The organism is Novosphingobium sp. NBM11, assembly GCF_015390225.1.
In the GTDB taxonomy this organism is placed as follows: Bacteria; Pseudomonadota; Alphaproteobacteria; order Sphingomonadales; family Sphingomonadaceae; genus Novosphingobium.
In genome coordinates, this window is record NZ_VUOG01000001.1 from 578,980 (window position 1) to 602,316 (window position 23,337).

Sequence of the window (23,337 nt, forward strand, 5' to 3'; positions counted from 1 at the left end):
TGATGCCAGCGATTGCCTTTCCGCAGGAGATCAAGCAGCCGGAACGCGGATCTCCTGAATTTCGATCGCATCGGCCTCGCCGCCGAAGTCCGCGAAATCACCTTCCTCTGCGCCCATCATCGCGCGGCTGAGCGGCGCGGAAAACGAGACAAGCCCATCTGCCGGGTCAGCCTCGTCATCGCCGACGATGGTGATCGTCTTCACCTTGCCCCGCAGCGCGAAAGTCACGGTACAACCGAACTCCACCGTGGCGCCACCGGGCTGCGGCGCCAGTTGCGCGGTCGCCTGACGGGTGCTCCAGTACCGCAGTTCCCGCCGCACCTTCTTCACCTCCGCCTCGTCCGTCAGCGGCAGCAGCGCCGCCTCCAGCTCGGCCACCTTGCCGGCAATCAGCGCCAGGCCCCGCGCGGTGACGAGATTGGGACCGGGCGGGATCGGGATCTCGAATGTCGGTTCGAGATGCTCGTCATCGCTTTCCCTGCGAAATGCCACGCTCATGCCGGTTCCTCGACCTTCACCGTCCAGATCGACAGATCGGGCTCCTGCCCGATCAGCGCAAGCCCATGCGCGATCGAGGTCAGCTCCTCGCCGCTATCGATGCGCCCCGCATCGAACCGTTCGGTGAACAGGCGGCGCACGGCGGGAATGAGCGAGGAACCGCCGGTGAGGAACACATGGTCGATGTCCTGCGGCGCCAGCCCGGCGCTGGCGAGGGCCGCATCCACCGTTTCGCCGATCCGGGCCAGATCGGGCGTGATCCATTGCTCGAAATCCGCGCGGCTAACGTCGGCCTGCACTTTCAGGGCCGGGCTGTCGAACCGGAAGGTCGCCTGCTCCTCGCTCGACAACGCGCGCTTGAGCTGGCCGACCGCATCGTACAACGGATAGCCCAGCTCGTTTTCCACCACCGCGATCATCCGCCCGATCGCCTGCGGATCGCTGGCAGCGCGGCGCAGGCGCTCCAGTTCCTCCAGCGTCCGCCGGTTGCGCATCAGCGCCAAGCGCGACCAGTCGCCGAAATCGGTGAAGTGCCCGGCCGGGATTTCCAGCACCTTGTCGAACGAGCGATAGGTGCCGCCCTTGCCCAGCATCGGCAGCACAAGATGGTCCATGATGCGGTAGTCGAACCGGTCCCCGGCGATGCCGATACCGGCCGATCCCAGTGGCACGCACCGCTGCGCCGCGCCCGGCGCTTCCACCCGCACGATGGAAAAGTCGCTGGTGCCGCCGCCGAAGTCCGCCACGAGCAGCGTCGCGGGTTGGGTGAGACGCGCGGCAAAGCTGAAGGCGGCGCCCATCGGCTCGTACACGTAGTGTACCTCGCGCCCCAGCAGCGCGAACATCGCGTCGTACCGAGCGCGCGCCAGCGCGGGATCGGGTCGTGCCCCGACATAGCGCACCGGGCGGCCGACGATGATCCGTTCCGGCAGATCGCGCAGCGCGCCGGCGGAACGGGCGCGCAGGTGTTCCAGGAACACCTTGCCGAGATCCTCGAACCGCAGGCGCTTTTCGAAGATCGTGGCGTGTTCGAACAGGGCGTTGGCGGCAACGGACTTGAACGACTGGATGAAGCGGCTGCCATCGGGCATGTCGAGAAATTCGGCGATGGCCCACGGCCCGGCCTCGTGCGCCAGCCCGCCGCGCATGGCGCTATCTTCCCAGAAGCACAGGGCCGAACGGAAAACCGCGCTGGTCCCGTCGGGCGCGTCGAAGCGGACGAGCCCCGCCTCCCCAGCGCCGGCCGTCGTGGCGATGACCGAATTCGTGGTGCCGAAGTCGATGCCGACAGCGCGCGCGGTGGGCGTGCCAGTGGCCATGGAGGATTCCTTTGCAACGGGGTCGGGAAGCGGCCGGCGCCTATGGCAACGCCTGCTTCTATTGGCAACCATTCGTTCGCGGGCAAACGGGAATGCGGGCGCCGCAAACAAAGGTGGGCGGGGCCGATTGAACGCCGCGCGGATGCTGTTAGCATTCCGGACAGATGTTCAGTTTTTGGCGCAAGCGGGGGTAAGGGGAAATGACCAATACAACGGGGCGGCGGATCCGACTGCTCGGCACGGCTTTGGCGATCACCGCAGCATGGGCTGCGCCGGCCCTGGCAAAGGAGAAAGTCGATCTCCTCCTCCGCCACGGCCACGTGCTCACGGTCGACCCTTCGTTTTCCGTCCGCTCGGCGGTGGCCGTCCGCGATGGCCGCATCGTCGCCGTGGGGGGCGAGGAACTGGCGGATCGCTACACGGCCGATCGCACGATCGACCTGGCCGGTCGCACGCTGATGCCCGGCTTCACCGACACGCACCTGCACCCCAAGCCGATGGCGCCGAACGACATTGCCATCCAGAGCGCACACAGCGTGGCCGAAGTGCAGGACATGCTGCGCAAGAAGGCGGCGCAACTCGGCCCCGGCCAATGGATCACCGGCTATGGCTGGCAGGAATCGAACCTTGCCGAAAAGCGCAACCTGACGCGCGCGGACCTTGACGCGGCCACGCCGAACAACCCGGTGATGCTGGTGCGCGCCGGCGCGCATTCGGCGGTCAGCAATTCCGCCGCACTCAAGATCGCCGGCATCGATCGCGCCACGCCCGATCCCAAGAGCGGTCTGATCGAGCACGACGCGGCCGGCGAACCCAACGGGATCATCCGTGAACGCTTCGATCTGGTCAGCGCATTCATCCCCACGCCCAGCTGGGAATCGATGCGCCCGGCCTATATCGGCTGGCTCAAGAACATCCTCTCGCTCGGCATCACCAGCTTTCATGACGCCAGCGGCACGATCGACGACGAACCCGTCGGCAAGGGCGGCGCGGCCGGCACCGATCCCGGCACCTCGTGGGCCGGCGCCAACATGACGTTCCGCCGCGCGCGCGAAATCTATGCCGAAATGGGCGACCAACTGCCGCGCATCACCATGTACATCATCTATCCCGGCGCGGAGCGGCTGAAGGCCTTTCCCTATCACACCGGCTATGGCGACGAGCACGTCCGGCTCGGCGCGATCGGGGAAAACGCGGTGGACGGCGGCTTCACCGGCCCGACCGCCTGGCTGCTCGCCGACTACAAGGGCCAGCCCGGCTTCCGTGGCAAGGGGCGCTATACCGACGCGGAATTGCAGGAGATGGTGGATACTTCTGCCCGCCTCGGCTGGCAGATGGGCCTGCACTGCATCGGCGATGCTGCCATCGTCCAGACCATCCAGGCCTATGACAAAGCGCTGAACGCCATTCCCGATCCGGCGCACCCGATGGCCGACCGCCGCTGGTTCACCGACCATTTCACGATCATGCCGCCCGACGCGACGATGGCCACGATGAAGCGCGACAGCATCATGATCGCGCAGCAGCCGAACTTCCTCTACAATCTGGAGGACCGCTACATGCAGGTGCTCGACGACTGGCGGCTGGCGCACAACAACCCGCTGACCACGCCGGTCAAGAAGTTCGGCTTGTTCATGGCGTTCGGCAGCGACAATCTGCCGGTCAACCCGTTCGTGGGTCTCTACGCCGCGATCACCCGCAAGGGGCCGAGCGGACAGGTTCACGGCGCGGACGAGGCGATCCCGCGCGAGGACGCGATCCGCATGTACACCGCGAACGGCGCCTACCTTTCGTGGGAGGAGAAGACCAAGGGCACGATCGAGCCGGGCAAGCTGGCCGACCTGATCGTGCTGCCGTTCGATCCGCTGACGGCCAGCCCGGAGACAATCCTGGCGGGGCAGGTTGACATGACGTTCCTGGGCGGCAAGCTCGTGTTCCAGCGCTGACCGGCGCATCCCCCGCCCTGACCCTTCCGGAGACTCCGTGTCCGCCGAAAACCCGCGCAGCCTCAGCACCGCCCTGAAATCCCGCCACGTCTCGATGATCGCCATTGGCGGCATCATCGGGGCGGGCCTGTTCGTCGGCAGCAGCACCTCCATCGCGCGCGTGGGGCCGGCGGTGATCGTCAGCTACGGCATTGCCGGGCTGGTGATCCTGATGGTCATGCGCATGTTGAGCGAGATGGCCAGCCAGCATCCCGGCGCCGGATCGTTCACCGAACTGGTGCGCATCGGTCTGGGCCATCGCGCCGGCTTCGTCTGCGGATGGCTCTACTGGTACTTCTGGGTGGTGGTGGTCGCGATCGAGGCGATCGCGGGGGCGGTCATCCTGCACGGCTGGATAGACTTGCCGGTGTGGACGATCGGCGTGTTCCTTCTCGCCGGGCTGACGGCGGTGAACCTGATGTCCGCGCTATCCTATGGCGAGTTCGAGTTCTGGCTGTCGCTGACCAAGGTCGGCGCAATCATCGCGTTCATCCTGATCGCCGGGCTGTGGGCCAGCGGGATCACCTCGCCCACCGGGCCGACGTTCGCCAACCTCGTCTCGCACGGTGGCTTCGCGCCGAACGGGTGGGGCGCGGTGATCGCGGGCGTGACCAGCGTGATCTTTGCGCTGTGCGGCGCGGAGATCGCCACTGTGGCGGCGGCGGAATCGCAGGAACCGGCCAAGACCATCGCGCGCATCACCGGCAGCGTGGCGCTGCGCATCCTGCTGTTCTACCTGCTCTCGATCGGCCTGATCGTCTCGGTCGTGCCGTGGACCTCGATCGTGCCGGGCAAGTCCCCCTTCGCTGCCGCGCTCGATTACATGCACATCCCGCACGCGGGCGACATGATGAATATGCTGGTGCTGGTGGCCGTGCTGTCGTGCCTCAATTCGGGGCTCTACGTCACCTCGCGCGTGCTGTTCGTGCTGTCGGAAAAGGGCGATGCGCCCCGCGCACTTGTCGCGCTCAACCGGCGCTCGGTGCCCGCGCGCTCGACCATCTTCGCCAGCCTGTTTGCTTATCTCGCGCTCGCCGCCTCGGTGCTTTCGCCGGAACTGGTGTTCAGCTTCCTCGTCAACGCCTCGGGCGCGCTGATGCTGTTCATCTACCTGTTCGTCTGCTTCGCGCAGGTGCGCCTGCGCAACCGCAACCAACAGGAAGGCACGGCACCGCCCATCCGCATGTGGCTGCACCCCTACATCAGCTATGCCACGGCCGGGGCGATCCTCGCGGTGCTGGGCGCGATGGCGTTCAGCCCCAGCGCGCGCATCGAACTGGTCAGCAGCCTGGTGGTGCTGGGCATCGCCACCGCCGCCTCTTTCCGCGGCGATCGGCGGGCCAGGGCCGCTGCCTAGAGCCAGGCGCCTAACGCATCGCCGCGCGAATATCCGGCATCGCCAGCAACTGCTCCAGCGTGCGGTCGATCCGCGCGAAAATCTCGTCCATTTCGCCGTGCGAACAGCACAGCGCCGGCGCGAAGCCGATCGCGCCGTTGGCGAAGCAGCGGACGATCACGCCGTTGTCCCACGTCAGTTGCGCAAGCCGGCCAGCGACATCGAGCTCCGGCGCGAAGTTGGTGCGCGCCTGCTTGTCCGAAACCAGTTCGATCGCGCCGAGAAGCCCGCGCGAACGCACGTCGCCTACCAGCGGATGGTCCTTCAACCGCTCGAAATGGGCGGCGAACGTGCCGCCCACGTCCACCCCGTTCGCCAGCAGCCCGCCTTCCTGATAGAGCCGCAGGCATTCCAGCGCCACCGCCGCGCTGACCGGATGGCCCGAATAGGTATAGCCATGGCCGATCGGCAGGGCTTCGGCGCCACCATCGGCGATCCCCTGATAGACGTGATCGGCCATCATCACCGCGCCCATCGGCACGTAGCCGGAGGTCAGCCCCTTCGCCATGGTCATCAGATCGGGCGAGACGCCTTCCTCCAGACTCGCGAACATCGGCCCGGTGCGGCCGAAGCCGGTGATCACCTCGTCCACCACCATCAGGATGCCCAGCCGCGTGCAGGCTTCCCGCATCGCCTTGAGCCAGCCGCGCGGCGGCACGATCACCCCGCCCGATCCCTGGATCGGCTCGCAGAAGAACGCCGCGACGTTCTCCGCGCCCAGTTCCGCGACCTTGGCCTCCAGCGCACCGACACTGGCGGCGATCAGCGCGGCCGGATCGTGCCCTTCCGGGTGGCGATAGGGGAACGGCGAAGCAATATGGTGCTGCCACGGGCGCGGCAGATCGAAGTTGCGGTGGAAGTGCGGCAGCGCGGTCAGGCCGGAACCGAGGCTACTCGACCCGTGATAACCGTTCACCTGCGCAATGAAGTGCTTCTTTTGCGGCTGCCCCACCGCGTTCCAGTAATGCACGATATAGCGGATGGCGCTGTCGACCGCGTCCGATCCGCCCAGCGTGAAATAGACGTGGTTCAGCCCTTCCGGCGCCAGCGCGCAGAGCTCGCCGGCCAGCCGGATCGCCGGTTCGCAGCCATAGTGGAAGAAGCCCGTGGCATAGGGCAGCTTGCGCAGCTGTTCGGTCGCGGCCGCGACGATGCTTTCCTGCCCGTAGCCGACGTTGACGCACCACAGCCCGGCGAACGCATCGATCATGCGGCGGCCGTCGATATCGGTCAGCCACATGCCCTGCCCGGATTCCAGAATGCGCGGCCCGTGCTTTTCGTGGCCGCGAAACGAAACGACGGGGTGGATCAGGTTGTCGCGATCGATGTCGACAAGCGAGCGGTTGGATAACGAGTTCATGCGCCGGACACTACGTCGACAGGCCCCGCCGATTAAGCGAAATGTGCGAGCCATCCGCTTCCTTTTTTGCGCGTCGGCCTATCCCCCGGCGAAAACCGCGTTCCGCCACGCTTGCGCCAGCACGGCGGCATCGCCGGTGCCGAACACGTAGCGATCCGGCCGCACCAGCACGGCCGGCGCGTCATGCGCATCCAGCCATGTTTCCAGCGCTTGCCGGAACGGGGCGAGCGCAGGATCATCCAGTCCCGCCGAACGGATGCCCTCTTCCCCGGCAGCGTTGCCCCGCACCAGCAGCCACGCCCCGGCTCCCAGCGCATCGTCAAGCCGCGCGCCGTCGGCAATCGCCTGCGGGAAATAGCTGCCGGCACCCGCGCTTCCCGCCAGGACAACGCCGGTATCGAGCGGCGGATAGGCCGGTGCTCCATCGGGCGACTGGCCTGCCGCGCGGGCTGCCAGCATCTGCCGGTCGCGCTCCGCCGCCGCTGCCGAATCGGTGATGCAGACCGTGCGCCCCATCATGATCGCCATGCCGATGGTCGCGCGCAGGTTGGGCTCGCGCTCCGGCTGATAACTGTCGAGCAGGCTGTCCGGCGCTCCCTCGCGCAGGATCGCGCCCAGTTTCCAGGCAAGGTTCGCCGCGTCGCGAATGCCCGAACACAGGCCCTGCCCGGCGAAGGGTGGCGTCTGGTGCGCGGCGTCGCCCGCCAGCAGCAGGCGGCCCTTGCGCCACTGTTCCGCGATCCGGGCGCGGAACGTATAGACCGCCTTGCGCTCCAGCGTGACCGCACCATCCACTTTCCACGGCGCCATCAATCGCGCGATGGTGGCATCCGCGCTGATCTCCTCCGGCGTTTCCCCCGGCTTGATCATGAATTCCCAACGATGCCGCCCCTCGCCCATCAGCACGCAGGTTGTCGGGCGATCCGGATCGCAAATCTGGAGGTTCACCGGCGGCAGGCGCGAAAAGTCCTGCACGATGGTATCGACCACCAGCCAGGGTTCCTCGAACCCAAGATCCTCGAAGCCGATACCCGCCGCCTTGCGCATCGGGCTGCGCGCGCCGTCCGCCCCCACCAGATAGCGCGCGCGCACCTCCTGCTGGCCATCGGGCGTGTCGATATGGGCGATCACTCCATCGGCGTCTTCCTCGAACGACAGCACATCCCAGCGCGTCTCCAGGCGGGCCGCAGGGTAGTCCGCCAGCCTGTCCCGCAACACCCGCTCCACCGATGGCTGGTGGATCATGTTCGCGGCGGGCCAGCCACCCGGCCCGATCCGGTCCGATCCGGTGAACCGCAACAGGATATCTCCCGCCGCGTTGAGGAAATCGTAGCGGCTCGATTGCCGGCTCGACCGGACGATGGCTTCCGCCGCGCCCACTTCCTGAAACACGCGGATGATCTCGTGATCGAGATGCGCGGCGCGCGGCAGCGGATAGACCTCGGCTTCCTTCTCCGCGACAATCACCGAAACGCCCTGCCGGGCCAGAAGCAGGGCCAGGGTCACGCCGGTCGGGCCGCCGCCGGCGATCAGTACGTCACATGCGCGGGCGGCGGCGGTCATCGTCTCAGCCCTCCGCCGCCATTGTGCCCTCGATCGCGCCCAGGCCATCGATCTCGCACCGTACCACATCGCCGGCCTTCAGGAACTGGCGCGGGTCCATCGCCGCGCCCACGCCACCGGGCGTGCCGGTGAAGATCACGTCGCCCGGCTCCAGCGTCATCGCCTGCGAAAGATGCTCGATCTGCTGCCACAGGTTGAACACCAGATTCCGCGTGTTCGAATCCTGCCGCTTCTCGCCATTGACGAAGCAGCGGATGCCCAGCGCGTGCGGATCGGCCACGTCATCGGCGGTGGTCAGCCACGGCCCCATCGGGGCGTGCGTGTCGAAGCTCTTGCCGAGCGACCATTGCGGGCCGGCGTGCTGCCACATGCGCTCGGTCACGTCGTTGCCCACGCAATAGCCAAACACATGCTCCGCCGCCTTGTCCGCCGGGATATGCTTGCCCCCCTTGCCGATCACGGCGACCAGTTCGACCTCGTAGTCGTTGGTGCCCGTGCCCTTCGCTATCAGGATGGGATCGAACGGCCCGTTCACGGACGTCTGCGCCTTGGTGAACCATACCTGCCGTTCGGGCGTGCCCATGTTCGATTCCGCGATATGATCGGCATAGTTGAGGCCGATCGCGAAAATCTTGCCCGGCCGCTGCACAGGCGACGCCAGCCGCACCGAAGCCAGCGGGACGCCACCGCCCGCGGCCGCCTTCGCGGCCAGCCCATCCTTCACCGCATCCCAGTTTGTGATCAGATCGATCATCGATCCGGCGATGCCGGTATCGATCAGCGTTTCGTCCACCACGATCGCGGTACGGATCGCGCCATCGGCGGCGTGATAGCTGGCAAGTTTCATGCGGCTTGTCCTTTCGGGTTGCGGCGGAACAGCCGCCGGATGCGCAATTGCAGGGCCATGACGAAGGCGAGAACACCGGGCTTCGGCGCCATTCGCCCGGCCAGCATCGGATGCGGGCTGCCCCATTGCACCGCCAGCAGGCTCGCGACCGGCATCTTTTGCGGCGGATCGGCCGCCGTCAGCAAGTCGCCATCGGTCCAGTGTTCGAGTTCGTGGCCCCAGGGGTCTTTCCAGTAATCGAAGATCTGGCTCCCCATGATGTGCCGGCCCACGCCCCATGCCGCCGTGCGCTTGCGCGCCTTGAGGTGCTGGTGCCCCAGCATCAGGTCGTCGAAGTTGGAAACCTCGAACGCGGCGTGCAGGAAGCCCGGCTTCTGCGGCAGTTGCGCCAGGAACAGCGTGTGGTGATCGGCCGGCTTGTCGCCCCGGTCGCAGCGCATGAACGCGCCCAGCGGCAGGTTCGGCGCGGCTTCCACCTCGTCCGACGTCAGGAAGCCGAAGCGTTCCTTGTACCACGCCTCCGACGTGCGGAAATCCGCCACGTTGAGCACGCAATGGCCGATGCGCCGGACGTGCGCCGGCCCGCCTTCCAGCCGCACGAGCTGGCGGAAGCGCGGCTTCGCGCTGGCAGTGTTGCGCACGGGATCGGCCATGGCGGGGCTTTCCGATTCCTTCGACTGGCCCGCCACCACTTCCACCATGAAACCATCGGGATCGCGCAGGCGGACGACCGAGCCGCCGCCGGGTTCGTCGAGTGGTTCGGCCGCCACGCCTTCGGCGCGCGCCAGCACTTCCAGATCCTCGATCCGCTCCGCGCGGAAGCCCACGCCGCGAAAGCCCGGCTCGCCCGGTTCGGTCACATGGAGGAACGGCCGACCATCCCCGCCCCGGGCATAGAGCCGCCCATCCTGCTCGAAGCAGGCCAGTCCGAAATCTTCCAGAAAGGCGCGCATGGCTTGCAGATCGGGCGCGGCGAAGCGCACGTGGGCAATATCCTCGATGCGGATGATGCTCATCGCCATCGTCTCCCGGCATCCTCTGTCCGGCCGCGGTCTGAAGGCCGCGACTCAAACTTGACTTTTTAGTCAAATATCATGAATGACCAAACGGTCAAGAGCGCTTATGGACCGAACCATGATCGAACCCACGCTTTCCCCCCGCGCCGCGCGCACCCGCTCCGCCCTGCTCGCCGCCGGGCTGGAACTGCTGGCCGAACGCCCAGTGGACGCGATCGCCATCGACGAAGTGGTCGCCGCAGCCGGCGTCGCCAAGGGATCGTTCTTCAACCATTTCGAGGACAAGCACGATTTCGCCGGAGCGATCTCGCGCGCGATCCGCGTTGACGTGGAAGCCCTGGTGGGGCGCACCAATCGCGACATCGCCGATCCGCTGGAACGGCTGGCCGGAGGCATGATCGCCGCCGCCGCCTTCGCCCTGGCCGAGCCCAAGCGCGCGGCCGTGCTGACCCGGTCCTCCTCCGGCACCGTGGTCGAGGATCACCCGCTCAACCGGGGCCTGCTGGAAGACATGCGCGCCGCGCTGGCCGACGGCGTCGTTTCCCCCGAAGGCGGGCGGGCCGGCGTGCTTTACTGGCTGGGCTGCTGCCAGATCGTCATGGCCAGCAGCGTGGTGCAACGGGCCTCGGTCGATCACGCGGCCGGCTTCGTTGCCGACATGCTGGCGCTGGGCTTGCGCGGCCTTGGTGCATCGGCCAGCGCGGTGGCGCGCATCGCCGATCCGGACCGTGTACGGCAGCACCTCCGCGCGATCACAAGCGCCTGATTACACTGCGTCGGCCTGCCAGCCACCGCCCAGCGCAAGGAACACCGCCACCTGATCGCTGGCAAGCGCGGCATCCGATGTCGCCAGCGTCATTTCCGCCGCCGAAAGCGTGCGCGCGGCGTCCAGACCGGTCAGCGCGTTCTCGCGCCCGGCCGCGCGCATCCGCTGGACCTTGGCCAGCGCCGCCGCCGCCTTGTCGCGCGCCTCGCGCAACGAGGCGTTGCGCTGGAGTTCGTGGGCATAGGTGGTCAGCGCGCTTTCCGTCTCGCGCAGCGCGCCCAGCATCACGCCGTCGAAGCGTGCCAGCGCCGCATCGCGTTCGGCTTCAGCCGCCGCGATTTCGGCATGGGCGATCTTGCGGTTGGGAAAAGTCCACGACAGCAGCGGCCCCAAGCCGAACGAGAAGCCGCGTGGTGTTCCCGGAAACTTGAACGGGCTGACGTCCTCCACGGAAGCGCCGAAGCGCACGGTGGGATAGAGCTCCGATCGCGCCACGCCGATCCGGTCGAGCGAACCCGCGACCGTTCGCTCCGCCGCGCGCACATCGGGCCGGCGCCGCAGCAAGGCGGCACCATCGCCCACCGGCAGCACGCTGGTCACGCGCGGCGGTTGCACGCAGGTCTGGATCTCCCTGGGAAACTCGGCCGGCGGACGCCCCAGCAGCGTCGCCAGCCGGAACAGCGCGTTTTCCTGCGCTGTATCGAATCCCGGCATCTGCGCCTCCAGCTGCGCCACCAGCACTTCGGCGTTGTCGCGATCGAGCGGCGTTCCGCGTCCAGCCGCGATCAGCCGGTTGGTGAAGTCCAGATTGCGCCGCAGCAGACCAAGGCTATGCTGCGCCCGCGCGCGCAGCATTCCCGCAGCACAGGCATCGGCATAGGCCCCGGCCACGCCCGCGGCGACGTTGACGCGCGTCAGGTCATAGGCGGCCTGCGCCGCATCGCGGTCATGCCCGGCCGCCGCCGTCAGGCTGCGGATGCGCCCGCCTACGTCGAAATCATAGGTGAGCGAAGCGCCGCCGCTGACCAGCGGATAGCCCTGAAAACTTTCGAAGGCGACCGGATCGCGGTTGACCGTCGCCCCGGCGTTGAGGTTCGCCAGAACCGTTCCCTGTGCATGGGCCTGCCGGATCATGGCACTGGCGCGGTCGATGTTCGCCGCCGCCACGCGCAAATCGGTGTTCGCCTTGAACGCCTCCTCGATCAGACCGTCGAGCTGGGGGTCGTCGTAGAGCTTCCACCACTGGCCCGGCACGGGATCATCCCGGAATGGTCCCTTGTCCATGCTGACGAACGGCGCATTGGCGGCCGGCGCTTCGGAAAGCGCGGTCTGGGTCCGGTCGCGCTCCATCGGCACATGCACACAAGCGGACAGCACCAGGGTGGGCGCGAGCAGCACCGCCAGGCGAGTCAGGCGACCGATCCGGTTCACGACCGGCCTCCCGCATGGACGGTGCGCCCGGCGCCATCGATCACGTCGACGGTGGCGGTCCTGCCAGCGATCAGGCGGATATCCTGTGGCACCCTGACCAGCGCGATCCGCACCGGCACGCGCTGCGCCAGCCGCACCCAGTTGAACGTGGGATTCACGCTTGCCAGCTGGTTGCTGGCATTGGTCCGCTCGCGATCATCGATGCCCGGTGCGATGCTTTCCACCCGCCCTTCGATCGGGCTGGTTTCGCCCATCAGCAACACCCTTGCGCGATCGCCAACGTGGATACGCGGCAGCTTGGTTTCCTCGAAATAGCCGTCGATCCACATCGTATCGGCATCGACCACGGCCAGCCCCTGCGCGCCGGCTGCCAGATAATCGCCTGGCTTGAGCAGCAGGTTGGCGACGTAGCCGTTCACCGTCGCACGGACGAGCGTGCGCTCCAGGTTGAGGCGCGCCACGTTGACCGCGACCCGCGCCGCCTCAAGGCTGGCGCTCGTTGTCTCCGCCTTGGCTTCCAGCGCCTCGCGCTCCTCTGCGGAGACGAGATCGCCCAGCATCCGTGCGCGGCGCAACTGGGAATGCGCGTCGGCGGCAGTCGCCTGCGCGCTTGCCACGGCGGCCTGCGCCTGGGCCAGCGCCAGCCGGTAGCGGGGCGTGTCCACCTCGAACAGCACCTGCCCCTTCGTCACGCGGTCGTTCTCCCGGACGAGCACGCGTGTGACCAGCCCCGGCACGTCGGACGAGACCTTGACGACATCGGCGCGCACGCGGCCATCGCGCGTCCACGGATCGACCTCGTAGCGCTGCCACATCGCGCGCCCGGCCACGAACGCCAGGACGACCACCGCCAGCGTGATGGCAACGCGCAGGATGCCGATCAGGATCGGCCGGAACGAGGCAGGAGCAAGGGATCGGGGAGACATTTCGGGTTCGCCTGATGGGAAAGGAGTTTCAGTGAATGAAGGTTAGCGGAAGGCCGGAGACGGCGCCGGTCAGCGCCACGAACAGCGCGATCTCGAACAGCGAGCGGTGCCAGACGAAGCGGTAGAGCCGCCACCGCCGCATCGCGATCTGGATGAACAGGAACGGGACCAGCGCCACCGCCGCGGTCGCGAACAGGTGCGGGAAGAACACGCCGTAAAGATGCAGTTCGGGCGTCATGCGGCTTCGGTCCTGACGTCTGCGGGAACAAGCGTGCGGTCCAGCCCGGTCAGCGCCAGCAGCGCCTCGCGCCGGGCAGGCGTGGGTGGCGTGGCGGCCACTTCGCGGATAGCCTCGGCAATCCGGGCGTGCAGATCGCCCTCGCCGCGGCCGCGCCAGTAGCGGCGGAGCGCATCGAGCAGGCGCCCCACGGCCGGCGCATCGGCGCGCGGCGGCCCCACGCGGCGCAGCGTCAACAGGTTCAGACCGACACGCATCGTCCGCAGCGTCTGCGCCACCAGATCGTCCGGATCGCCCCGCACCGCCACGCGCGCGCCCAGCAGGCCCACGCGGTCCACCATCAACCCGGTCCAGGCCGGCACCGCGAGCGGCGGTTCGGTCCGCGTCTGGCTGGCAAGATCCCGTTCGGCGAGGCGGACGATCCGCCGCGCCGAGAAATCGGCCCCCACCGATCGCACCAGCCGAGTCACCAGCGAGGCTGTCAGCACGCCCACGACCGAGGCCAGCGAACTGTTCACGAAACCGGCGAAGCTGGGGGAGAAGCCCTCCTGAATGCCCAGCGTGCCGTTGATCCCCATCGCCAGGGGCACCATCCGCATGGTCCAGCGGGGAATAGCCATAAAATAGCCGATGACTAGGAACGTGGGCGCCAGCACGAGCATCAGCGTGGAGAAATCGTGAACCTGCGGCACGATGCCGAACAGGTAGATGCCGGTGACGACGGTGGCATAGCTCCACCAGATCGCCACCTTGTTGATCTCGCGCGAGGGATCATCCATCCCGGCAAAGAAGCTGGCGAAGATCGACGCCATCATCACCGCCGTACCGCCATCGGGCCAGCTCGTAGCGATCCAGAACCCGCAGAGCAGCAGGATCGCCAAACTCGCGGTGAGACCCGACCACACCGCCATGCCGTAATCGCGGTGCAGCCGGCGCGCGCGCTCGTCGGCGAGCACCGCGCGCAAGGGCGCCGGTGCAGTTCCGCCATCGCGCAAATGCCGCGCCAGCACCGCGCAATCGCGCCAGGCCTCGATCATTTCCGCGAGCCGCGCGTGAAAACTGGCGCGCAGCAATTCATCGTCGGAAGGCATTTCGCCCAGCACCGGCTCCAGCCCGCGCGCGCGCCGGGATAACGCCGCGGCGAGATCGAGCGAAGCCGTGTCCGCCGCAACCACCCATGCCCGGACATCGGCGATCAGCCGGTCGCTGGCGGGCGAGAGCACGCCCCCTCCCTGCCGCAACGCATCGAGCCGGTCCCCTACCGATTGCGCCAGTGGCAGCAGCATCGCCATACGTTCCGCCAGCTTGCCCACCTCAAGGCTGCGATCGTGGTAATGCGACGTGTCGAACGGCAGATGCGTGGCCAGGATGTGCAATTCGGTGATGTCGCCAGCCAGCTTGTGGACATCGCGGTTGTGCGGATCGTGAACGCCGGCCAGCGCATCCAGCACCCAGGCCTGCGCATCGTGCAGGAACCCGTCGATCCGCGCTTCGAGCGTGCCGGCAATGCCGCGCGGCAACACCACGCTGTGGATCAGCGTGGCACAGGTGATGCCAAGGCAGATTTCCTCGACGCGGGCCACGGCGGTGGTGAACACCGTGCCTGGCGCGCTGACCGAAGGGAAGCCGATCAGCGCGGCGGTATAGCCGCTCAGCATGAACACATAGGCGCGGGGCGTGCGGTCGAGCAGCGAGATGGCGAGGCACAGGCCGACCCATACCGCCAGCGTCAGGCTAAGCAGTTCCGGCGCATCCACCAGCAGCGGCACCGCGCCGACCGCAACGGCCGCACCAACCACCGTCCCGATCACGCGATAAAGCGCCTTGGAACGGACCGACCCGGCCTGAGGCTGGCTGACGATATAGACCGTCATCGCCGCCCAGTAGGGGTTCACCAGCCCCAGCCCCAGCGCGATGAACAACGCCAGCACCGCCGCCGCGAAGCTGTTGAGCGAAAAGACCATGCGGGAAGCATGCGCGTTCAAGCGCCAGCTCCCTCATCGTTTGACAGGAAGGCGCTGGCCAGATCGAGCCGGTCGAGCGCGGCACCAACCTTGTCGACCACCGACAGGAACACCGTCACGTCCTCATCCGTCACGTCGGCCATGATCACGTCGCGCAGCCGGTCAAGCGCTTCCTCAAGCTGGAACACCAGCGCCTCGCCCTTGGCCGTGAGATGCAGCCGGCGCAGGCGCTTGTCCTCTTCGTCGATGTGGCGCGTCATCAGGTTCATCGCCACCAGCCGGTCGACCACGCGCACGAGCGCCGGCCCGCCGATCCCGCTGCGCTCGGCCAGCTCGTTCTGACTCAGCCCGCCGCCGGAGCGCCCCAGGTAGATCAGCGGCGCCCCCAGGGATTCGGACAGGCCGAACGGGCGCAACGCATAGTCCACCGCTCTCCGCCAATTGCGGGCAAAGGGCAGCAGGGAGCCGGTCAGGATGCGTCGATGGTTCATGGGAAATCTCGCTCTCGCCAATTAGTTCGTTTGTAAACGAATTACAACGAGTCGGGCCGGCTGACGAGATGCAATGTGAAGCCGGTCAGTTGCAGAAAACGCGCGTGAGGCGATGATCGTGGCCGAGGCCGCCCTTCCATCGGCGAGAAGAGTTGCTACGGCCGCTTCAGCCCGCCCGGGCGGGGTTGGCAGGAGCTGATATGACCACAACGCTGTTTACCGCGTCCGGCGTAAGGCTACGCTGCCGAGGCAGGCAGACAGGCCTCCTCAACTGGCTGTTTCTGCCCGGTGGCCCCGGAATAGGTTCGGAAAGTCTCGAGGAACTGGCGTCGACGCTCGACCTGCCGGGTGCCGTATGGCTGGTGGACCTGCCCGGCGATGGCTCCAACCGGAAACCTCCGGGCGCTCCGGCCGATCCCTATTCGGTATGGCCGCAGGTCCTGCTCGAAGCGGCGATGGCATTGCCGAACGTTGTCTTCGCGGGGCATTCCACCGGCGGCATGTATCTCCTCGCCACGCCGGAGCTTGAACAGCACATATGCGGTCTGGTGCTGCTCGACAGCGCAGCGGACGCGGCATGGCACGCAAGGTTCGTCGGGATGACGCAGCGGAACCCCCTGCCCACGGTGGAGGCAGCAACAGCCGTTTACGAGGCTGATCGCTGCGACGAGAACATCGCCGCCATCGCGGTCGCATCCGCTCCATGGAATTTCACCCCGTCTGCCATTCCCGCCGGACAAGAATTGCTTTCCCGCATGCCATACAACAGCGCCGCGGTTGAGTGGTCCGACGCTCACTTCGATCATACCTATCGCGCGGCATGGTGGCCCCGGACGCTGCCGGTGCTGGTACTCGCGGGTGCGGAAGACCGGATCGTCTGGCAAGGTGGCTGGGATTCCCCGCGTTATCGCGGCGCCAACGTCAGCCACGCCTCGATCCCGTCGGCAGGGCATTTCCCCTGGATCGATAACCCCGATGCCGTCACCGAAGCATTCGGCACTTTTGCGGCAAGGATGACGAAAACGGCCCACGACGATGCGCGGCCTCCTCACCCCTCCGGCAGCAGCAGACTGGAATCGCCGTAGCTGTAGAACCGGTATGCGTTGGCGATGGCATGGGCATAGGCCGCTTGCATCGTCTCCAACCCCATCAGCGCACTGACCAGCATGAACAGCGTGGAGCGCGGCAGGTGGAAGTTGGTCATCAGGCCGTCGATCGCGCGGAAGCGGTAACCGGGGGTGATGAAGATCGAGGTATCGCCTGCGAACGGGCGGATCACGTTGTCTTCGCCCGCCGCGCTTTCCAGCAGGCGCAGGCTGGTCGTGCCCACCGCGATCACCCGGCCGCCGGCGGCGCGCGCGCGGTTCAGGCGATCGGCGGTGTCCGCCTCGATCCGCCCCCATTCGGCGTGCATCCGGTGATCGGCCGTGTCTTCCGCCTTCACGGGCAGGAAGGTTCCCGCGCCGACATGGAGCGTCAGCGTCTCGTGCGCGATGCCCGCCTGCGCCAGCGCGGCCATCAGCCCGTCGGTGAAATGCAGCGCCGCCGTGGGCGCGGCGACCGCGCCATCACGCGCGGCGAACATCGTCTGGTAATCGCGCCGGTCTTCCTCGTCGGTGGGCCGCTTGCCCGCGATATAGGGCGGCAGCGGCATTCGGCCAGCGCGCTCCAGCAGCACCTCCACCGGCTCGTCTCCGGGGAAGAACAGGGTCCAGCTGCCGTCATCATGGCGCTGTTCGGCCGTGCCGGACACATCGGCGCCAAAATCGATGACATCCCCTTCGCGCAGACGCTTGGCATTGCGGACGAAGGCCTGCCAGCGGCGCAGGTCGATCCGCTTGTGCAGCGTCGCCCCGATCTTCGCTTCGCCGCGCCGTCCTTCGAGTTGGGCGGGGATCACGCGCGTATCGTTGAACACCAGCACGTCGCCCGCCCGCAGCAGGGCCGGCAGATCGCGCACGACATGGTCGGCCAGCGTGCCGTCACCCTTGGCCAGCAGCATCCGCGCCGCATCGCGCGGCCGCGCGGGACGCAGCGCTATCCGTTCGGGCGGCAGCTCGAAATCGAAGAGATCGACGCGCATCGCCCGAGGCAGCGGATCAGTTGGACTGCGAGTGGCTCAGCATGTCGGCCGTGATCGCCGGCGCGGCAACGGGCGCGGCAACGGCCGGCCGAGCCTTGTTGTCGGCCGCGATCGAGGCCTGGACGACCTTGGTCGGATTCGACGGCGGTTCGCCGCGCTGGATCGTGTCGACGTATTCCATGCCGGAGATCACGCGACCGAAGTTGGTGTATTTGTGATCGAGGGCGAAACGCGGATAGAACACGATGAAGAACTGGCTGTTGGCCGAGTTCGGCTCGTTGGTGCGGGCCATCGATACGGTGCCGCGCAGATGCGGCGCATCGTTGAACTCCGCCTTGAGGTCCGGCAGCTTGGAACCGCCCTGCCCTGTGCCCGTCGGGTCACCGGTCTGCGCCATGAAGCCATCGATCACGCGGTGGAAGATGACCCCGTTGTAGAAGCCCTGCCGAGCCAGTTCCTTGACCCGCTCGACATGGTGCGGCGCCCACTGCGGCATCAGCCGGATCGCCACGCGGCCACCGTTCGACAAGTCCAGCAGGAGGATATTATCGGGATCGTCGTTCAGCGAGGTATCGACCGCGTACTGCATGGGCGGCGTGTCCGGCTTCACCGACAGTTGCTTCTTCTTGGCCATGGCGGGGGTGGCGAGAACCACGGCGCCAAGCGCGATCGAGGCAAGGAAGCGCGAAACCATCTGCAAGACCACCTTCAGCGTTCATCCGGGCAGAATAGAATGCGGGCCGGAAACCGCATCCGTGGCCGATAGGCCGGGCGCGCTGTCACTGCAATGAACGAATTGCAGTTCCGCACAGGACCAGCCCATCGGAATGGGGCGATCAGTAGTCGCCCAGCCGGCCCGTCGTTTCGATGCGGGCGATCACATCGTCCCGGACATCGGGCGTCACGAAGTCGGAAATGTCGCCGCCAAACATGGCGATTTCCTTGACCAGCTTCGACGCGATCGGCTGGAGGCTCACGTCCGCCATCAGGAAGATCGTCTCGATCTGGTCGTTGAGCTGCTGGTTCATGCCGGCCATCTGGTATTCGTATTCGAAGTCCGCCACGGCGCGCAGGCCGCGCACGATCACGGTGGCGCCCTGCCGTTCGGCGAACTTCATCAGCAGCGCGTTGAAGCCCACCACGGAGACGTTCTCGATCCCCTGTGTCGCCATTTCGCGCTCGACCATGGCGATGCGTTCGTCCGGCGTGAACATGGGGTTCTTCGACGGATTGGTGGTCACCCCGATAATCAGCCGGTCGACCAGCTTGGCACCGCGACGGATGATGTCGAGATGCCCCAGCGTGATCGGATCGAACGTGCCGGGGTATACCCCGATCCTCTCCCCCATTTAATGATCCCTTTCGACGATGAAGCGCGCCACGGCACGAAGCACGTCCGCCTCCGACCCGTAAGACGCAAGGTGCTGCACGGCTTGTTCGACCAGCATTTTCGCCTGTTCGCGCGCGCGCTCCACGCCCAGCAGCGAGACGAAGGTTTCCTTGCCGCGCTCGGCATCCTTGCGCAGCGCCTTGCCGGCCACCGCTTCATCGCCTTCGGTATCGAGCAGGTCGTCCGCGATCTGGAAGGCCAGGCCGATATCGCGGGCATAGCCGCGCAGATGCGTGCGCCCTTCCGGCGGAACGCGCCCGAGAATGGCCCCCATCTCGACACCGGCTGCCAGCAAAGCGCCGGTCTTCAACTGCTGGAGACGGGTAACCGTCGGCAGGTCGAAGCTGGCGGTTTCGGCGGCGATGTCCATCATCTGGCCACCGGCCATGCCGTTCGCGCCGCTCGCCATTGCCAGCGTGCGCACCAGTTCGATGCGCACGAACGGATCGCCGCTCATCGCGGGATCGGACAGCACTTCGAACGCGAAGACATGCAATCCATCGCCAGCAAGCACGGCGGTAGCCTCATCGTAGGCGATATGCACCGTAGGCTTGCCGTGGCGGGTCGCGTCGTTATCCATGCACGGCAGATCGTCGTGGATCAGGGAATAGACGTGGACCGCTTCCAGCGCCGTCCCGGCACGCACCGCGCTGGCGCGATCGACGCCGAACATGCTCGCGGTGGCGGTCAGCAGCAGTGGCCGCAGCCGCTTGCCACCGCCAATCGCGGCATAGCGCATGGCCTCGATCAAGCGATCGCGCGGGTCGCCGGCCACGGCCAGCAGCGCATCGAAGCTCGCATCGATATCCTCGGCGATCTGGACCAGCGCGGGCTTGAGCACCGCCATTGTCGCGTTCGCCTGGCCGGCGTCCTGTTCGCCGGCATCCTGGTCGGAAGTGGTCGTCATGCGGAGGCCGCCTCGTCAAAGGGGCGGGTGCCGGTGGGGCGGCCGTCGCGATCGGTGACGATCGCCTCGATCCGTGCCTGCGCCGCATCGAGCCGGGCCTGGCAATGCGCGCGCAGCTTTTCGCCGCGCTCGTAAAGGTCCATCGATTCGTCGAGCGGTGCCTCACCGCTTTCGAGCCGGCGCACAACGTCTTCCAGCGCCTTCAGCGCCTCCTCGAAACTGAGCGACGCGATATCGGGATTAGTAGCCATCGCACCCAGCTTTGGCGGCGGGAACGGCACCGGTCAAGCTCGGAACGGGACTTGCCCGTCAAGGCAAATGTTTCCGCCGCACGGCAACCGCCACGGCGGGGCTAGCGAGACTCGCCGCGCGCCGCTAAGGGCCGCGCATGGCCGAAAGCACCGCACCGCAGATCACGCCCGATGTCGTCGCCGCGCACGGGTTGTCCGAGGATGAATACCAGCGCGTCCTGAAAGCGCTGGGGCGCGAGCCCAACCTCGTGGAACTGGGCATCTTCTCGGTAATGTGGTCCGAGCACTGCTCCTACAAGTCGAGCCGCCTCCACCTGAAGAAGCTGCCCACAGAAGCGCCATGGGTGATCTGCGGCCCCGGCGAGAACGCCGGCGTGATCGACATCGGCGACGGGCAGGCCGCCATCTTCAAGATGGAGAGCCACAACCACCCGAGCTACATCGAACCCTACCAGGGCGCGGCAACCGGCGTCGGTGGCATCCTGCGCGATGTGTTCACGATGGGCGCGCGGCCCATCGCCAACATGAACGCGCTGCGCTTCGGCCGCCCCGATCACCCGAAGATGAAGCATTTGGTGCAGGGCGTCGTCGCCGGCATCGGCGGCTATGGCAATTGCGTGGGCGTGCCGACGGTGGGCGGCGAAACCAATTTCCACAAGGCTTACGACGGCAACATCCTGGTCAACGCGATGACCGTGGGCGTCGCCGATACCGACCGGATTTTCTATTCGGCCGCCACCGGCATCGGCAACCCGATCGTCTATGTCGGTTCCAAAACCGGCCGTGACGGAATCCACGGCGCTACCATGGCCTCGGCCGATTTCGACGAGAAGTCGGAAGAAAAGCGCCCTACCGTGCAGGTGGGCGATCCGTTCACCGAAAAGCTGCTGATCGAGGCCTGCCTCGAACTGATGGCGACGGACGCGATCGTGGCGATCCAGGACATGGGCGCGGCGGGGCTGACGTCCTCGTCGGTCGAAATGGCCTCCAAGGGCGGCGCGGGCATCCGGCTCGACATGAACAAGGTGCCCTGCCGCGAAGAGGCGATGACGCCCTACGAGATGATGCTTTCGGAAAGCCAGGAGCGCATGCTCATGGTGCTCAAGCCCGGCAAGGAGCCGATGGCCGAAGCGATCTTCCGCAAGTGGGAACTCGATTTCGCGGTGATCGGCGAAGTGACCGATACCGGGCACATGGTGCTGGAATTCGATGGCGAAGTGGTTTGCGACATTCCGCTGGCCCCGCTGGCCGACGAAGCCCCGCTCTATGACCGCCCGCACGTGCCCACGCCCAAGCCGGCGCCATTGGCGAACGTGCCCGAAAGCGCGGACATCGGCGCCGATCTGCTCACGCTGATCGGCTGCGCCGACCTTGCCTCGCGCAAGTGGATCTGGGAACAGTACGACAGCCAGGTGGGCGCGGACACCTTGCAGAAATCCGGCGGCGATGCGGCCGTGGTGCGGGTCCACGGCACCGAAAAGGCGCTGGCGATCAGCACCGACTGCACCCCGCGCTATTGCTTCGCCGACCCTTACGAAGGCGGCAAGCAGGCGGTGGCGGAGACCTTCCGCAACATCTGCGCGGTCGGCGCCACGCCGCTCGCCATCACCAACTGCCTCAACTTCGCCAACCCGCAGCGTCCGGAAATCATGGGCCAGATCGTCGGCTGCCTCGAAGGCATGGGCGATGCCTGCCGCGCGCTCGATTATCCGATCGTGAGCGGCAATGTCTCGCTCTACAACGAATCCAAGGCCACGGGCGGCGGTTCGGCCATTCTGCCCACCCCCGCGATCGGCGGCGTCGGCCTGATGCTGGACCATGAAAAGATGGTCACCGTCCGTTTCAAGGCACACGGCGACGGCATCTGGCTGGTGGGTGGCGAAGGCATGCACCTGGGTCAATCGCTGTGGCTGCGCGAAATCCACGGGCGCGAGGAAGGCGCACCGCCGCCGGTCGATCTGGCCGCCGAGCGCGCCCATGGCGAACTGGTGCGCGAATGGATCAGCGACGGCCGCGTGACAGCGGTGCACGACGTGAGCGATGGCGGCCTGCTTGTCGCGCTGGCGGAAATGGGCATGGGCAGCGGCCTTGGCTGCACGCTCGACATTCCGCTTACCGCCGCATCGGCGTTTGGCGAGGATCAGGGCCGCTACATCGTGACCGCACGCCCCGGCGTGACGCTGGAAGGCGCGGTCCGCATCGGCACGGTCGACGGCAGCACGATCGCGGGCGTGGAAGTGAAAGCGCTGAAAGCCGCCAACGAGGCGTTCTTCCACGACTGGATGGAAGCCTGACGGATTGTCGGCGCGGCCGGTCTTGAACGATCAGCCCGCCGGCCGCAGCATCGACCAGAACCGGGGGCCACCGCCCGACACCGTCCACGTGTCGATGACCTGGAAGCCCAGCCGGTTGTAGATGCCGATGTTCCCTTCGGTCGCGGTTTCGAGATAGCAGTCTTCCGTCCGCCCGACGCGTTCCAGACCCGCGCGGATTGCGCCGCCGCCCAGCCCCTTGCCCTGCGCCGCCGGATCGCAACCGGCGATGTGCAGATACCAGAACCGTCCGCGCGGCATGTGGCTTTCGATCGCGTGCGACACCCGGATCGCGCGCACCACCGCCGGGCCGAGCGCAGCCAGGAAAGCAGGGCCGCCGGCAACCGTTTCCATCAGCGGCACTTTCGATCGCCCCGGCCCGCGCCACAGCGTCGCCGCGCGCGTGCCTTCCGCCGCGAAGACCGTTCCCGCCCGGGCGTCACTGGCATAGAGCAGCCGAAACAGGCGCGGCATCCGGCGCGCACGGACGGCGGCGTCGGGAAAGATGAACGCCATCGCCGGATCGACCGCGAAGGCGCGGGCCAGCATCGCGGCGACGGGATCGCGTTCCGCAAGTCCCGCTTCGTGGAACAT

At 67.0% G+C, this 23,337-nt stretch carries 22 protein-coding genes; 5 read left to right on the forward strand and 17 right to left on the reverse strand.

Features of this window, described 5'->3' with window-relative positions; all coding sequences use genetic code 11:
* Nucleotides 1-30: 30 nt before the first annotated feature.
* Both F1640_RS02760 and F1640_RS02765 read right to left on the reverse strand, forming a co-directional pair.
* Nucleotides 31-498: a GreA/GreB family elongation factor gene (locus tag F1640_RS02760; RefSeq protein WP_194917610.1), complete on the reverse strand. Its 468-nt coding sequence runs from the start codon at nucleotides 496-498 to the stop codon at nucleotides 31-33.
* Complete coding sequence (locus F1640_RS02765) at nucleotides 495-1,817, reverse strand: Hsp70 family protein (protein WP_194917612.1); 1,323 nt, start codon at nucleotides 1,815-1,817, stop codon at nucleotides 495-497. Before F1640_RS02765 ends, F1640_RS02760 begins: the two co-directional genes overlap by 4 nt.
* Before the next feature lie 200 nt (nucleotides 1,818-2,017).
* Here F1640_RS02765 and F1640_RS02770 point away from each other — a divergent pair, with 200 nt between their 5' ends.
* Nucleotides 2,018-3,763 (forward strand): amidohydrolase, encoded by a 1,746-nt coding sequence (locus F1640_RS02770; RefSeq protein WP_194917613.1) that lies wholly within the window; start codon nucleotides 2,018-2,020, stop codon nucleotides 3,761-3,763.
* A 37-nt stretch (nucleotides 3,764-3,800) separates the two neighbouring features.
* Nucleotides 3,801-5,159 (forward strand): amino acid permease, encoded by a 1,359-nt coding sequence (locus F1640_RS02775; RefSeq protein ID WP_309229181.1) that lies wholly within the window; start codon nucleotides 3,801-3,803, stop codon nucleotides 5,157-5,159.
* Nucleotides 5,160-5,169: 10 nt separating this feature from the next.
* On the opposite strand, the gene F1640_RS02780 is transcribed toward F1640_RS02775, so the two are convergent.
* The 4 genes from F1640_RS02780 to F1640_RS02795 all read right to left on the reverse strand — a co-directional run bounded on the left by F1640_RS02780 (nucleotide 5,170) and on the right by F1640_RS02795 (nucleotide 9,984).
* Entirely contained in the window at nucleotides 5,170-6,558 is a 1,389-nt protein-coding gene (locus F1640_RS02780; RefSeq protein ID WP_194917615.1) for an aspartate aminotransferase family protein, read from the reverse strand.
* A 78-nt stretch (nucleotides 6,559-6,636) separates the two neighbouring features.
* Nucleotides 6,637-8,121, reverse strand: coding sequence for a bifunctional 3-(3-hydroxy-phenyl)propionate/3-hydroxycinnamic acid hydroxylase (locus tag F1640_RS02785; RefSeq protein WP_194917617.1), 1,485 nt, complete (start codon nucleotides 8,119-8,121; stop codon nucleotides 6,637-6,639).
* Nucleotides 8,122-8,125: 4 nt separating this feature from the next.
* A complete protein-coding gene (locus F1640_RS02790) occupies nucleotides 8,126-8,968 on the reverse strand; it encodes a fumarylacetoacetate hydrolase family protein (protein WP_194917619.1) in 843 nt (280 codons plus the stop codon).
* Nucleotides 8,965-9,984, reverse strand: coding sequence for a VOC family protein (locus F1640_RS02795; RefSeq protein WP_194917621.1), 1,020 nt, complete (start codon nucleotides 9,982-9,984; stop codon nucleotides 8,965-8,967). The genes F1640_RS02790 and F1640_RS02795 overlap by 4 nt, the downstream gene beginning before the upstream one ends.
* A gap of 118 nt (nucleotides 9,985-10,102) precedes the next feature.
* Between F1640_RS02795 and F1640_RS02800 the strand changes: the two genes are divergently transcribed.
* Nucleotides 10,103-10,750 carry a TetR/AcrR family transcriptional regulator gene (locus tag F1640_RS02800; protein WP_194917623.1) on the forward strand — a complete coding sequence of 216 codons (648 nt, stop codon included), beginning with the start codon at nucleotides 10,103-10,105 and terminating at the stop codon, nucleotides 10,748-10,750.
* Here the strand turns inward: F1640_RS02800 and F1640_RS02805 are convergent, their stop codons facing one another.
* Genes F1640_RS02805 through F1640_RS02825 form a run of 5 tightly spaced genes read right to left on the reverse strand, consistent with a single transcriptional unit; the run spans nucleotide 10,751 to nucleotide 15,800 of the window.
* Nucleotides 10,751-12,181 (reverse strand): efflux transporter outer membrane subunit, encoded by a 1,431-nt coding sequence (locus F1640_RS02805; protein ID WP_194917625.1) that lies wholly within the window; start codon nucleotides 12,179-12,181, stop codon nucleotides 10,751-10,753. It lies immediately after the preceding gene.
* Nucleotides 12,178-13,107 (reverse strand): HlyD family secretion protein, encoded by a 930-nt coding sequence (locus F1640_RS02810; RefSeq protein WP_194917627.1) that lies wholly within the window; start codon nucleotides 13,105-13,107, stop codon nucleotides 12,178-12,180. The genes F1640_RS02805 and F1640_RS02810 overlap by 4 nt, the downstream gene beginning before the upstream one ends.
* Nucleotides 13,108-13,135: 28 nt before the next feature.
* Nucleotides 13,136-13,345 (reverse strand): DUF1656 domain-containing protein, encoded by a 210-nt coding sequence (locus F1640_RS02815; RefSeq protein ID WP_124809102.1) that lies wholly within the window; start codon nucleotides 13,343-13,345, stop codon nucleotides 13,136-13,138.
* A complete protein-coding gene (locus F1640_RS02820; RefSeq protein ID WP_125956249.1) occupies nucleotides 13,342-15,330 on the reverse strand; it encodes an FUSC family protein in 1,989 nt (662 codons plus the stop codon). The genes F1640_RS02815 and F1640_RS02820 overlap by 4 nt, the downstream gene beginning before the upstream one ends.
* A complete protein-coding gene (locus F1640_RS02825; RefSeq protein ID WP_124809104.1) occupies nucleotides 15,327-15,800 on the reverse strand; it encodes a MarR family winged helix-turn-helix transcriptional regulator in 474 nt (157 codons plus the stop codon). The genes F1640_RS02820 and F1640_RS02825 overlap by 4 nt, the downstream gene beginning before the upstream one ends.
* 200 nt (nucleotides 15,801-16,000) lie before the next feature.
* Here F1640_RS02825 and F1640_RS02830 point away from each other — a divergent pair, with 200 nt between their 5' ends.
* Nucleotides 16,001-16,885 carry an alpha/beta fold hydrolase gene (locus F1640_RS02830; RefSeq protein ID WP_194917628.1) on the forward strand — a complete coding sequence of 295 codons (885 nt, stop codon included), beginning with the start codon at nucleotides 16,001-16,003 and terminating at the stop codon, nucleotides 16,883-16,885.
* Here the strand turns inward: F1640_RS02830 and queA are convergent.
* The 5 genes from queA to F1640_RS02855 all read right to left on the reverse strand — a co-directional run bounded on the left by queA (nucleotide 16,849) and on the right by F1640_RS02855 (nucleotide 20,431).
* Nucleotides 16,849-17,883 carry a tRNA preQ1(34) S-adenosylmethionine ribosyltransferase-isomerase QueA gene (gene queA, locus F1640_RS02835; protein ID WP_124809106.1) on the reverse strand — a complete coding sequence of 345 codons (1,035 nt, stop codon included), beginning with the start codon at nucleotides 17,881-17,883 and terminating at the stop codon, nucleotides 16,849-16,851. The two genes, F1640_RS02830 and queA, sit on opposite strands and share 37 nt — an antisense overlap.
* Nucleotides 17,884-17,899: 16 nt before the next feature.
* Nucleotides 17,900-18,577 carry a peptidylprolyl isomerase gene (locus tag F1640_RS02840; protein ID WP_194917630.1) on the reverse strand — a complete coding sequence of 226 codons (678 nt, stop codon included), beginning with the start codon at nucleotides 18,575-18,577 and terminating at the stop codon, nucleotides 17,900-17,902.
* A gap of 142 nt (nucleotides 18,578-18,719) precedes the next feature.
* Nucleotides 18,720-19,232, reverse strand: a complete 513-nt coding sequence (gene coaD, locus F1640_RS02845; protein WP_124809108.1) for a pantetheine-phosphate adenylyltransferase — start codon at nucleotides 19,230-19,232, stop codon at nucleotides 18,720-18,722.
* Nucleotides 19,233-20,120, reverse strand: coding sequence for a polyprenyl synthetase family protein (locus tag F1640_RS02850; RefSeq protein WP_194921087.1), 888 nt, complete (start codon nucleotides 20,118-20,120; stop codon nucleotides 19,233-19,235).
* Between the two features lie 56 nt (nucleotides 20,121-20,176).
* Nucleotides 20,177-20,431 (reverse strand): exodeoxyribonuclease VII small subunit, encoded by a 255-nt coding sequence (locus F1640_RS02855; protein WP_124809109.1) that lies wholly within the window; start codon nucleotides 20,429-20,431, stop codon nucleotides 20,177-20,179.
* Between the two features lie 137 nt (nucleotides 20,432-20,568).
* Between F1640_RS02855 and purL the strand changes: the two genes are divergently transcribed.
* Complete coding sequence (purL, locus tag F1640_RS02860) at nucleotides 20,569-22,725, forward strand: phosphoribosylformylglycinamidine synthase subunit PurL (protein WP_194917631.1); 2,157 nt, start codon at nucleotides 20,569-20,571, stop codon at nucleotides 22,723-22,725.
* A gap of 30 nt (nucleotides 22,726-22,755) precedes the next feature.
* Here the strand turns inward: purL and F1640_RS02865 are convergent, their stop codons facing one another.
* Complete coding sequence (locus F1640_RS02865; RefSeq protein ID WP_255530180.1) at nucleotides 22,756-23,337, reverse strand: GNAT family N-acetyltransferase; 582 nt, start codon at nucleotides 23,335-23,337, stop codon at nucleotides 22,756-22,758.

What these genes read in the sequence shown, in the direction of transcription:
- F1640_RS02825 (WP_124809104.1), bottom strand. Translation starts at nt 15,800, where the DNA reads ATGAACCATCGACGCATCCTGACCGGCTCCCTGCTGCCCTTTGCCCGC.
- F1640_RS02770 (WP_194917613.1), top strand. Translation starts at nt 2,018, where the DNA reads ATGACCAATACAACGGGGCGGCGGATCCGACTGCTCGGCACGGCTTTG.
- F1640_RS02865 (WP_255530180.1), bottom strand. Translation starts at nt 23,337, where the DNA reads ATGTTCCACGAAGCGGGACTTGCGGAACGCGATCCCGTCGCCGCGATG.
- F1640_RS02780 (WP_194917615.1), bottom strand. Translation starts at nt 6,558, where the DNA reads ATGAACTCGTTATCCAACCGCTCGCTTGTCGACATCGATCGCGACAAC.
- F1640_RS02785 (WP_194917617.1), bottom strand. Translation starts at nt 8,121, where the DNA reads ATGACCGCCGCCGCCCGCGCATGTGACGTACTGATCGCCGGCGGCGGC.
- F1640_RS02815 (WP_124809102.1), bottom strand. Translation starts at nt 13,345, where the DNA reads ATGACGCCCGAACTGCATCTTTACGGCGTGTTCTTCCCGCACCTGTTC.
- F1640_RS02765 (WP_194917612.1), bottom strand. Translation starts at nt 1,817, where the DNA reads ATGGCCACTGGCACGCCCACCGCGCGCGCTGTCGGCATCGACTTCGGC.
- purL (WP_194917631.1), top strand. Translation starts at nt 20,569, where the DNA reads ATGGCCGAAAGCACCGCACCGCAGATCACGCCCGATGTCGTCGCCGCG.
- F1640_RS02850 (WP_194921087.1), bottom strand. Translation starts at nt 20,120, where the DNA reads ATGGCGGTGCTCAAGCCCGCGCTGGTCCAGATCGCCGAGGATATCGAT.
- F1640_RS02800 (WP_194917623.1), top strand. Translation starts at nt 10,103, where the DNA reads ATGATCGAACCCACGCTTTCCCCCCGCGCCGCGCGCACCCGCTCCGCC.
- queA (WP_124809106.1), bottom strand. Translation starts at nt 17,883, where the DNA reads ATGCGCGTCGATCTCTTCGATTTCGAGCTGCCGCCCGAACGGATAGCG.
- F1640_RS02810 (WP_194917627.1), bottom strand. Translation starts at nt 13,107, where the DNA reads ATGTCTCCCCGATCCCTTGCTCCTGCCTCGTTCCGGCCGATCCTGATC.
- F1640_RS02855 (WP_124809109.1), bottom strand. Translation starts at nt 20,431, where the DNA reads ATGGCTACTAATCCCGATATCGCGTCGCTCAGTTTCGAGGAGGCGCTG.
- coaD (WP_124809108.1), bottom strand. Translation starts at nt 19,232, where the DNA reads ATGGGGGAGAGGATCGGGGTATACCCCGGCACGTTCGATCCGATCACG.
- F1640_RS02760 (WP_194917610.1), bottom strand. Translation starts at nt 498, where the DNA reads ATGAGCGTGGCATTTCGCAGGGAAAGCGATGACGAGCATCTCGAACCG.
- F1640_RS02795 (WP_194917621.1), bottom strand. Translation starts at nt 9,984, where the DNA reads ATGAGCATCATCCGCATCGAGGATATTGCCCACGTGCGCTTCGCCGCG.
- F1640_RS02830 (WP_194917628.1), top strand. Translation starts at nt 16,001, where the DNA reads ATGACCACAACGCTGTTTACCGCGTCCGGCGTAAGGCTACGCTGCCGA.
- F1640_RS02840 (WP_194917630.1), bottom strand. Translation starts at nt 18,577, where the DNA reads ATGGTTTCGCGCTTCCTTGCCTCGATCGCGCTTGGCGCCGTGGTTCTC.
- F1640_RS02790 (WP_194917619.1), bottom strand. Translation starts at nt 8,968, where the DNA reads ATGAAACTTGCCAGCTATCACGCCGCCGATGGCGCGATCCGTACCGCG.